The 9,362-nt window shown below is 72.5% G+C and carries 9 protein-coding genes and 1 pseudogene; 1 reads left to right on the top strand and 9 read right to left on the bottom strand.

Translation table 11 applies throughout. From position 1 onward, the window contains the following. Positions 1 to 98: 98 nt before the first annotated feature. The 7 genes and pseudogenes from ABZV94_RS26145 to ABZV94_RS26115 form a co-directional block, all read right to left on the bottom strand. Positions 99 to 323, bottom strand: a pseudogene (locus ABZV94_RS26145) (hypothetical protein); the annotation flags it as partial. 96 nt (positions 324 to 419) lie between these two features. Further along, a complete protein-coding gene (locus ABZV94_RS26140) occupies positions 420 to 1,001 on the bottom strand; it encodes a sugar kinase (protein WP_356344282.1) in 582 nt (193 codons plus the stop codon). Further along, a complete protein-coding gene (locus ABZV94_RS26135; RefSeq protein WP_356344280.1) occupies positions 998 to 2,143 on the bottom strand; it encodes an ROK family glucokinase in 1,146 nt (381 codons plus the stop codon). Before ABZV94_RS26135 ends, ABZV94_RS26140 begins: the two co-directional genes overlap by 4 nt. A 114-nt stretch (positions 2,144 to 2,257) precedes the next feature. Next, a complete protein-coding gene (locus ABZV94_RS26130; protein WP_356344277.1) occupies positions 2,258 to 3,028 on the bottom strand; it encodes an ATP-binding cassette domain-containing protein in 771 nt (256 codons plus the stop codon). Beyond that, the gene (locus ABZV94_RS26125) at positions 3,025 to 4,068 is read right to left on the bottom strand and encodes an ABC transporter permease (RefSeq protein WP_356344276.1); all 1,044 of its coding nucleotides are present in this window, start codon (positions 4,066 to 4,068) and stop codon (positions 3,025 to 3,027) included. The genes ABZV94_RS26130 and ABZV94_RS26125 overlap by 4 nt, the downstream gene beginning before the upstream one ends. Further along, positions 4,065 to 5,069, bottom strand: a complete 1,005-nt coding sequence (locus tag ABZV94_RS26120; RefSeq protein ID WP_356344274.1) for a sugar ABC transporter substrate-binding protein — start codon at positions 5,067 to 5,069, stop codon at positions 4,065 to 4,067. The genes ABZV94_RS26125 and ABZV94_RS26120 overlap by 4 nt, the downstream gene beginning before the upstream one ends. Before the next feature lie 163 nt (positions 5,070 to 5,232). Next, positions 5,233 to 5,970, bottom strand: coding sequence for a GntR family transcriptional regulator (locus ABZV94_RS26115; RefSeq protein WP_356344290.1), 738 nt, complete (start codon positions 5,968 to 5,970; stop codon positions 5,233 to 5,235). Between the two features lie 130 nt (positions 5,971 to 6,100). Between ABZV94_RS26115 and ABZV94_RS26110 the strand changes: the two genes are divergently transcribed. Next, positions 6,101 to 7,117: a Gfo/Idh/MocA family oxidoreductase gene (locus ABZV94_RS26110; RefSeq protein ID WP_356344272.1), complete on the top strand. Its 1,017-nt coding sequence runs from the start codon at positions 6,101 to 6,103 to the stop codon at positions 7,115 to 7,117. Positions 7,118 to 7,184: 67 nt separating this feature from the next. Here the strand turns inward: ABZV94_RS26110 and ABZV94_RS26105 are convergent, their stop codons facing one another. Together ABZV94_RS26105 and ABZV94_RS26100 are read right to left on the bottom strand one after the other, a co-directional pair. Further along, positions 7,185 to 7,871: a response regulator transcription factor gene (locus tag ABZV94_RS26105; protein WP_356344269.1), complete on the bottom strand. Its 687-nt coding sequence runs from the start codon at positions 7,869 to 7,871 to the stop codon at positions 7,185 to 7,187. A 119-nt stretch (positions 7,872 to 7,990) separates the two neighbouring features. After that, positions 7,991 to 9,253 carry a histidine kinase gene (locus tag ABZV94_RS26100; RefSeq protein WP_356344267.1) on the bottom strand — a complete coding sequence of 421 codons (1,263 nt, stop codon included), beginning with the start codon at positions 9,251 to 9,253 and terminating at the stop codon, positions 7,991 to 7,993. Positions 9,254 to 9,362 lie beyond the last annotated feature (109 nt).

Raw genomic sequence — 9,362 nt, 5'->3', positions numbered from 1 at the left:
ACTTGGCGCGCAGGGTGTGGTCCTCGACGGTGCGGCGGGCCTGCTCGATGGTCCGGTCCACGCCGCGCTTGGCGGCGCCGACCGCCTTGACCGTGCCGACGGCGCACACCGGTGCCGTGCCGTCGTACGACCGTCAGCTCCTCGGCGCCGGCCCCGCTCGCGGTGGGCAGCGGGCCGCCGTCGGGGTCCCAGAAGGCCAGGCGGCCCTGGCGCGGCAGGGGCGCGGGCAGGTAGACGGACGCCAGGCGCAGCGGGACCGGGTGCCCGGTCCCCGTCTCCGGGGGACCCCCGGTGCGCTCGGCCACCGCAGCCGTGCCGCTCATACGTCCTGCCACCTCCCGCCCGTGCGTCGGATCAGACGTCTTCGACTCTACGGGCGGGGTCTGACAATCGGCTCCGCGGGCGGGTCGCGGCCCCGGTCACGGGACCGTGCGGGAGACCACGAACACCATCGGGAACTGCGGGTCGGACAGGTTGACGACCACGTCCTGGGTGGGCGCCGGGTTCTTCTGTCCGTGGGTCAGGCCCCACCAGGGGCCGGGGCCGCCGAAGGTCCAGCCGCTGACCTTCCGGTCGCGTTCGCCGACGGCGATGTCGCCCTTCTTCAGCTGGTCCCGGCGCACGCCCATGGCCTGGAGGAAGCTGTCCAGGCCGGCGGGGTTGGTGCGGAACTGCACGTAGAGGCGGCTGGTCTTCCAGTTGTTCGTCTCGTAGTAGGCGACGTGGTCGGCGGGGTGCGGGACGGCCACCTGGTAGAGACGGCGCTGCACCTTGGACGGCCACCCGGCGGTGAGGCCGGTCGCCGAGTACTTCGCCTCCTTGTCCTTGCCGCTGTCGCGGCTCTGGTTCGCGGAGATCACCAGGTAGCCGGCCGGGACGCCGATGAGCAGGACGATGATCAGCAGGGTGAGCGCCCGCCGCCTGGCCTTGTGCCGCGGGTCCTCGGCCGGCCGCCGCGGCTCGTCCGGCGGGCCGCCCTGGTGGGGCAGCGACGGCGTCATGCGGTGTCCCGGTCGCGGCGGGACTGGGCGTACCGCTCGTAGCGCTCGTACCGCTCCACCCGGCGCCGCTTGGCGCGGCGGAACCGGCGGGCGACCAGCCGGGCCAGGTCGGCGGCGCCCACCATGCCCGCCTCGGGGCCGAGCTGGGCGCGGGTGATGCGGGCCTCGGGGCGGTAGCCGCGGCCGGTGAGGTGGCGCTTGAAGGCGTCCCGGGCGGGTCCGATGAGCAGGTCGTCGGCGGCGGAGACGCCGCCGCCGATGACGAAGCAGGAGGGGTCGAGGGCGGCGGCGAGGTTGGCGATGCCGACGCCGAGCCACTGGCCGATGTCCTGGAGCAGTTCCACGCACATCGCGTCGCCCTCGCGGGCCAGCTCGGTGATCATCGGGCCGGTGATGTCGCCGATGTTGCCCTTGACGTGCTCGATGATGCCGTAGGCGACCGGCGAGTCGGCGGCGGCCAGCTCGCGCGCCTCGCGGACGAGCGCGTTGCCGGAGCTGTACTGCTCCCAGCAGCCGCGGTTGCCGCACGGGCAGCGGTGTCCGCCGGGAACGACCTGCATGTGGCCGAACTCGCCGGCGACGCCGAACTTGCCGCGCTTGACCTGGCCGTCCTCCAGGATGGCGCCGCCGATGCCGGTACCGAGGGTGATCATGACGAGGTGGTCCTCGCCGCGGCCGGCGCCGAAGCGCCACTCCGCCCAGGCGGCCGTGTTGGCGTCGTTGTCCACCAGGACCGGTACGGACAGCCGGCCGGCGAGGCGGTCGCGCAGCGGTTCGTTGCGCCAGGACAGGTGGGGGGCGAACAGGACGCGGTTGCGGTCGGCGTCGACCCAGCCGGCCGCGCCGATGCCGACCGCGTGCACGTCGTGCCGGTCGGACAGGTCCAGCACCAGCTCGACGATGGTGTCCTCGACGACCTTGGGGCTCTTGGACTTGTCCGGGGTCTCCGTGCGGAGCTTCTCCAGGATGTTGCCGTCGGCGTCCACGACGCCCGCCATGACCTTGGTGCCGCCGATGTCGATGCCGACGGTGGGGACACGGGGGGCGGTCAGATGTGACCGGCGCTCTCGTGTGCCCACGGTGCGCAGGACCGGGGCTCGGCGGGAACCGATGGGGGCGGTGAGGTCGCGGTAGGTGCTCATCGGGCTCGATTCTGCCGCACGCTCACGCTGGGTGCGGCGCGGGGCGGCGGAGGGGGGCGCGCGTCCGGTGCGGGGGCCCGGTGCGCCGCGGTTCTCGCGCGGCCCCCGCGCCCCTCAACTCCGTTGCAGTTCGTGGCGTAGGGCGTCCAGGTCGGATCCCCCGGCCATTTGCCGTGTCAGCTCGTCCAGGGTGATGCCGTCCCGTGTGTAATTGCCCACCATCGTGCCCCTTCTCAGCAGCACGAACCTGTCCCCCACCAGGTACGCGTGATGCGGGTTGTGGGTGATCAGAACGACACCCAGGCCCTCGTCCCGTGCCGCGGCCACATATTTGAGGACCACACCGGACTGCTTCACTCCCAGTGCCGCCGTCGGCTCGTCCAGGACCAGGACCTTCGCGCCGAAGTGGACCGCCCTCGCGATGGCGACGCACTGGCGCTCGCCGCCCGACAGCGTGCCGATGGGCTGGTCGACGTCCCGGAGGTCGATGCCCATGCGGAGCAGCGCCTCGCGGGTGGTGCGGCGCATGAAGTCGGTGTCCAGGCGCTTGAAGGGGCCGGCGCCCTTGCGGGGCTCGGAGCCGAGGAAGAAGTTGCGCCAGACCGGCATGAGGGGGACGACGGCCAGGTCCTGGTAGACGGTGGCGATGCCCCGGTCCAGGGCCTCGCGCGGGGAGGAGAGGGCCGTCTCCTCGCCCTCGATGCGCAGGGTGCCGCCGTCGTGCCGGTGCAGTCCCGCGACGATCTTGATCAGGGTGGACTTGCCCGCGCCGTTGTCGCCGAGGACGCAGGTGATCTCCCCCGCGTTGACCTCCAGGGACACCCCTTCCAGGGCGCGGACGGTGCCGTAGTGCTTGCTGACGCCGGTCAGCTCGACGAGTGTCACTTGGTGGCCTCCGCCCGCTTGCGGACCCAGGCGTTGAGCAGGGTCGCGAGGAGCAGCATCGCTCCGAGGAAGAACTTGAACCAGTCCGGGTTCCACTCGGCGAAGACGATGCCCTTGCTGGTCATGCCGAACAGGAGCGCGCCGACGGCCGAGCCGACCGCGCTGCCGTAGCCGCCGGTGATCAGGCAGCCGCCGATGACGGCCGCGATGATGTAGATCAGCTCGTTGCCGACGCCCTCGCCGGACTGGACGGCGTCGAAGGAGAAGAGCAGGTGCTGGCCGGAGATCCAGGCGCCGAACGCGACGCCCATGTACAGGCCGATCTTGGTCCGGGCGACCGGGACGCCGACCGCGCGGGCCGCGTCCGCGTTGCCGCCGACGGCGAAGATCCAGTTGCCGGTGCGGGTGCGCAGCAGGATCCAGGACGCGAGGGCGACCAGCCCCAGCCACCACAGGATGGTGACCTTGATGTCGACGCCGCCGACGCCGATGGTCGAGGCGAAGACGGCGTGGGCGCTCGCGAAGCCCTCCATGTCGGCGATGGTCTTGGTGGAGACGGTGCCGTCGATCAGCTTGGTGAAGCCGAGGTTCATGCCGGTCAGCATCAGGAAGGTGCCCAGCGTGATGATGAAGCTGGGCAGTTTCGTGCGGGTGAGCATGAAGCCGTTGAAGGCGCCGATGGCCAGCGTGACCAGCAGGGACACGCCCACGCCGACCCAGGTGTTCGCCGTCATCTGGTAGCTGAACATGGAGGAGACCAGCGCCGACGACGTCACCAGGACGCCCGCCGAGAGGTCGAACTCGCCGCCGATCATCAGCAGGGCCACGGGCACGGCCATGATGCCGATGGTCGAGGAGGCGTAGAGGACCGTGCTGAGGCTGGAGGCGCGCAGGAAGCCGTCGGCGGCGAAGGCGAAGAAGACGAAGACGGCGAGGGCGCCGACGACCGAGCCGAGTTCGGGTCGGGTGAGCAGCTTCCGCAGCGGTGAGGTCTGCAGAATCCTTTCGTCCAGCAGGTTCTCGTCCGTGACCGCGCTCATCGGGTGCCCCGCTCGGTGTACTCCGCGAGGGCGGACGCCTGGTCCTTCGTGATGATCTGCGGGCCGGTCAGCACGGGCTTGCCGCCGCCGAGGACGTCGCCGTTGTACTTGTACAGCCACAGCAGGTCGACCGCCTGGTAGCCCTGGAGGTACGGCTGCTGGTCCACGGCGAATCCGAGGGTGCCGTTCTTCAGCGAGGCCGCCACCTTGCCGTTGAGGTCGAAGGTGTCGATCTCGGCCTTGCTGCCCGCGTCCGTCCGCGCCTTCACGGCGGTGTCGGCGTAGGGCGCGCCGAGGGTGACGACGGAGTCGATGGACTTGTCGGCCTGGAGCTTGGCCTCGATGGCGGACTGCACGTCGGGCATGTTCGTGCCGTTGACGTAGAGCTTGCGCAGCGTGCCGTGGAAGGTCTCGGCGACCCCGTCGCAGCGCTGCTCGTGGCCGACGTTGCCCTGCTCGTGCAGCACGCACAGGGCCTTCTTCTTCCCGCGCTTGTTCAGCTCCTCGCCGACGGCCTGGCCGGCGACGGTCTCGTCCTGCCCGATGTGGGTGAGGGCGCCGAAGGCCTTGGACTCCTCGGAGCCGGAGTTGACGGTGATCACCGGGATGCCGGCCTTCTCGGCGCGGGCCACGGCGGCCTTCATGGCGTCCGGCTTGGCGAGGGTGACGATGATGCCGTCGACCTTCTTGTCCACGGCCGCGTCCACCAGCTGGGCCTGCTGCTGGGCCTCGTCGTCGTGCGAGTAGAGGAAGTTGATGTTGTCCTTGACGGCGGCCTGCTTGGCGCCGCTCTGCACGATGTCCCAGAAGGTGTCGCCGTCCCCCGAGTGGGTGATCATCGCGAAGGTCCAGCGCGGAGTGTTCACCGCCGCCCTGCCCTGGGCGGCGGCGGCCTTGCGGGCGTCCTCCGCCCGCTTGCCTCCGGTGCTGCTGCATGCCGCCAGGGACACGGAGAGTGCCCCCGCCAGCGCTATGCCTACCCAGGTCCGAAACCGTGCCACGAGGCCGTGCCCTTCTTGCCGTGTTCGTACAGACGCGAGGGGCCGTCGATCGCATCAGCGGCCCCAAACACTCCAGTATCGAACACGGGGAACACCCATGACATGACCGGGGAGCCTCCACGGGTCGCATTGTCCGGACATTGCGACGAGGGGCGGTCGCCGGTCAGGGCCGCACGAGCAGCTGGAACTCGAAGGAGTAGCGGCTCGGGCGGTAGGTGTGGTCGCCGAACTCCACCGCACGGCCGGTGTCGTCGAAGGTGGTGCGCTGCATGGTGAGCAGCGGGGCCCCCTCGGCCTCGCCGAGCCGCTCCGCCTCGGCGGCCGTCGCGCCCCGGGCGCCGATGGACTGGCGCGCGCTGTGCAGGGTGATCCCGGCGGCGCGCATCAGCCGGTACAGGCCGGTGGCCTCCAGCTGGTCGGTGTCCAGTTCGAGCAGGCCGGTCGGCAGGTGGTTGATCAGGTACGCCATCGGCTCGCCGTGCGCGAGGCGGAGCCGCTCGATGCGGTGCACGTCACCGCCCTCCGCGACGCCGAGCGCGGCGGCGACCGCGGCGGAGGCCGGGACGACCGTGTTGACCAGCACCTTCGTCGCGGGCCGCTGGCCGGCCGCCTCCAGGTCGTCGTAGAGGCTGCTCAGTTCCAGCGGGCGCTTGACCTGACTGTGCACGACCTGGGTGCCCACGCCCCGGCGCCGGACGAGGAGGCCCTTGTCGACGAGGGACTGGATGGCCTGGCGGACGGTCGGCCGGGACAGCCCGAGCCGCGCGGCCAGCTCGATCTCGTTGCCCAGCAGACTGCCCGGGGTGAGGCTGCCGTGCTCGATGGCCGCCTCCAGCTGCTGGGAGAGCTGGAAGTACAGCGGCACCGGGGAGCTACGGTCCACACGGAGGTCGAGCGACACGGTCGGGTCCACATCTGGTTTCGGCACGGGCCCGAGCGTAGCCCCGTGCCTGGTTGACGGGAAGTCGTGTAGTCCGGTTGTCCGGACATACGCATTGACAGGGTACGGGGTCCGCCCTCACTTTGTTTCCATGCGCATCGGGGTCATCGGTACGGGCCGCATCGGCACCCTTCACGCGAGGACGCTCAGCCGCCACCGCGAGGTCGGATCCCTGATCCTCACGGACACGGACCCGGCGCGGGCGCAGACGCTGGCGCACCGGCTGGGCGAGACCGCGGCGCCCGGCGTGGACGAGATCTTCCGGTGGGGCGTGGACGCGGTGGTGATCACCACGGCGACGGCGGCCCACGCCGAACTCATCGGCCGTGCGGCCCGCTCGGGCCTGCCGGTCTTCTGCGAGAAGCCCATCGCGCTGGACCTGCCGGGCACGCTGCACGCGCTCGCCGAGGTGGAGACGGCCGGGACGGTGCTGCAGATGGGGTTCCAGCGGCGGTTCGACGCGGGCTACGCCGGCGCGCGGCAGGCCGTCCGCACGGGCCGGCTCGGCCGGCTGCACACCGTACGGGCGCTGACCTGCGACGAGTCCCCGCCACCGGTGGAGTGGCTGCCGCTGTCCGGAGGGCTGTTCCGGGACACGCTGATCCACGACTTCGACGTGCTGCGCTGGGTGACGGGCCGCGAGGTGACCGACGTGTACGCCGCCGGCTCGGACCGCGGCCCCGCGATGTTCCGGGAGGCGGGGGACGTCGACACGGGCGCGGCGCTGCTCACGCTGGACGACGGCACCCTGGCCACCGCGACGGCGACCCGGCTGAACGGCGCCGGCTACGACGTGCGCATGGAACTGGCCGGGGAGCGCGACACGGTCGTGGTGGGCCTGGACGACCGCACGCCCCTCGCGTCCACCGAGCCGACCGGACCGCCGCCCGCCGACAAGCCGTGGACGGGCTTCCTGGAACGGTTCGGCCCCGCCTACGAGGCCGAACTGAACGCCTTCGTGGAGGTGGTCCGCGGCGAACGGCCCAACCCGTGCGACGGCCGGGAGGCCCTGCAGGCCCTGCGCATCGCCGAGGCCTGCGAGCGTTCCCGCCGGGAGCGGCGTCCGGTGGCACTGGCGGAGGTGCCGGGCGCCCCGGGAACGCTGTAGGGCAAAGGCCGGCCCTGGTGCCCTGTGACCGGCGCCGGGCCGACGGCGTCCCGGTCGGCGCGTCGCCCTAGCCGTGCCCGTCCTCGGTGTCCTCCAGCAGACCGGCGTCATGGGCGAGCAGGGCGATCTGGACCCGGTTGTCCAGGTCGAGCTTGGTGAGGACGCGTGAGACGTGGGCCTTGACGGTGGCCACGCTGAGGAAGAGTTCGGCGGCGATCCGGGCGTTGGCGAGGCCGCGGCCGACGGCGACGGCCACCTCGCGTTCGCGGTCGTTGAGGGCGGCGAGCCGTTCGCGCGCGCGGGTCCGCCGGGCGTCGGCGGCGGTACCGGCCGCGTGCCGCATCAGCTGCCGGGTGACGGCGGGCGACAGGACCGGGTCACCGGCCGCGACCCGGCGCACGGCGTCGACGATCTCGGCGGGCGGGGTGTCCTTCAGCACGAAACCGGCGGCTCCGGCGCGCAGGGCGTGGAGCACCTGTTCGTCGGCGTGGAAGGTGGTGAGCACGACCACCTGCGGCGCGTCCGCCCGCGCGCGCAGCCGTCGCGTGGCGGTGATCCCGTCCACCACCGGCATGCGGAGGTCCATCAGGACGACGTCCGGCCGGGCCCGCCGCGCCGCCTCCTCCGCCTCCGCGCCGTCGGCGGCCTCCCCGACGATCTCGATGTCCCCGGCCCCGCCGATCATCAGCGCCAGACCGGCGCGTACGAGGGGGTCGTCGTCCACGAGGAGGAGTCGGATCGGCGTCGCAGTCATGCGGTCAGGTAATCACGGGCGGGGAGGCGGGGTGGGGGGAACGGTCGGGAGCCCGGGCACCCGGGCGCGGGCTCACCTCGTGTACGTCGTGAGCGCCCCGGGGTGCGGCGCCGCGCCCCTCAGCCGCATGGCCAAGGCAGCCACCCCCGCACCGCGAAGCCACCGTCGGGACCCGTGCCGTGTTCCAGGTGTCCGCCCGCCAGTGTGGCCCGTTCCCTCAGGCCGATCAGGCCCTGTCCGGAGCCGGGGACGGGCGGGACCTCGGCGGGCGGGGCGGGGTTGGCGACCGTGATCGTCAGGCCGTCGCCCGGTGTGCCGGTGAGGCGGACCGTGACCTCGGTGCCGGGGGCGTGCTTGCGGGCGTTGGTCAGGGCCTCCTGGGCGATGCGGTAGGCGGTGCGGCCGACGGAGGCGGGCACGGCGTCCGGGTCGGCGACGCCGTGGTCGAGGGTGACCTTCATGCCGGCCTCGCGGCACTCGGCGACGAGGGCGTCCAGTCCGGCCAGCGTCGGCTGGGGGCGTCCGCCGGACGGCTCCTCGGTCTCGCCGGCCCGCAGGACGCCGATGATCTCCCGCAGGTCCTGCAAGGCCTCGTGGGCGCTCTCCCGGATCACCCCGGCGGCCCGCGCGGTCTCCTCGCGGGGCGCGTCCGGCCGGAACTCCAGGGCGCCCGCGTGCACGCTCAGCAGGGTCAGCCGGTGCGCGAGCACGTCGTGCATCTCGCGGGCGATGGCCTCGCGGGCCAGCCGCTGCGCCTGCTCGGCGCGGAGCCGGGCCTCGGTCTCCGCCCGGTGCGCCCGGTCCCTGAGGCTGAGCATCAGCATGCGTTTGGAGCGGACGAACATGCCCCAGCCGATGATGGACACGGTGAGCAGCGCGGTGAACGCGACGACGCCGGCGTAGGGCAGCTGGGGGTCGGGCCGCACCCAGTAGAACAGCGGGATGAGCGCGAGGTCGACGCCGCCGATCCAGGCGACGTACCGGAAGGGCCGGTGGACGGCGAGCGTGAAGAGGGCGACCATCGCGGCGCCGCCCGAGCTGTTGGACAGCAGGCCGACCGGGACCATGACGACGGCGAGCCCGACGGGCCACCGGCGGCGCAGCCAGACCGCGCCGCAGGAGAGGACGCCCAGCGTCTGGTCGAGGACGGCGAGGGAGTGCGGCAGGCCGCGTTCCTCGGACAGGCTCCGGGCGGACGCCAGGCCGAGGACGACGGCCAGGAGGAAGCAGGAGATGTCGACGACCCAGTCGCGCGCGGTGCGCCGCGGCCGTCGGCCGGGGGTCCCGGCACCCGGGTCCAGCTCGTGGACGAGCGCGGAGGGGAGCAGCCACCGGCGGCCGGTGAACTCCCTGGGCGCCCGCGCCTGTTCGTCTTCGGTCACGGTCGACCAATCTACGCACGGACCGGGCCCCGTCACCGTCCCGCGCCCGGGATCGCGACCGAATGACCGGGATCGTCGACCGAAGTCGCGTCGCCGTGGACTTTCGGTG

This window comes from Streptomyces sp. NPDC004658, assembly GCF_040609555.1.
Lineage (GTDB): Bacteria > Actinomycetota > Actinomycetes > Streptomycetales > Streptomycetaceae > Streptomyces.
Note: the sequence above shows the minus strand (reverse complement) of the source record. Positions and strands in the feature narration are given on the sequence as shown.

Excerpts from the sequence above, each read along its gene's own strand:
- ABZV94_RS26140 (WP_356344282.1), bottom strand. The coding sequence starts at position 1,001 with ATGACGCCGTCGCTGCCCCACCAGGGCGGCCCGCCGGACGAGCCGCGG.
- ABZV94_RS26125 (WP_356344276.1), bottom strand. The coding sequence starts at position 4,068 with ATGAGCGCGGTCACGGACGAGAACCTGCTGGACGAAAGGATTCTGCAG.
- ABZV94_RS26110 (WP_356344272.1), top strand. The coding sequence starts at position 6,101 with ATGCGCATCGGGGTCATCGGTACGGGCCGCATCGGCACCCTTCACGCG.
- ABZV94_RS26105 (WP_356344269.1), bottom strand. The coding sequence starts at position 7,871 with ATGACTGCGACGCCGATCCGACTCCTCCTCGTGGACGACGACCCCCTC.
- ABZV94_RS26135 (WP_356344280.1), bottom strand. The coding sequence starts at position 2,143 with ATGAGCACCTACCGCGACCTCACCGCCCCCATCGGTTCCCGCCGAGCC.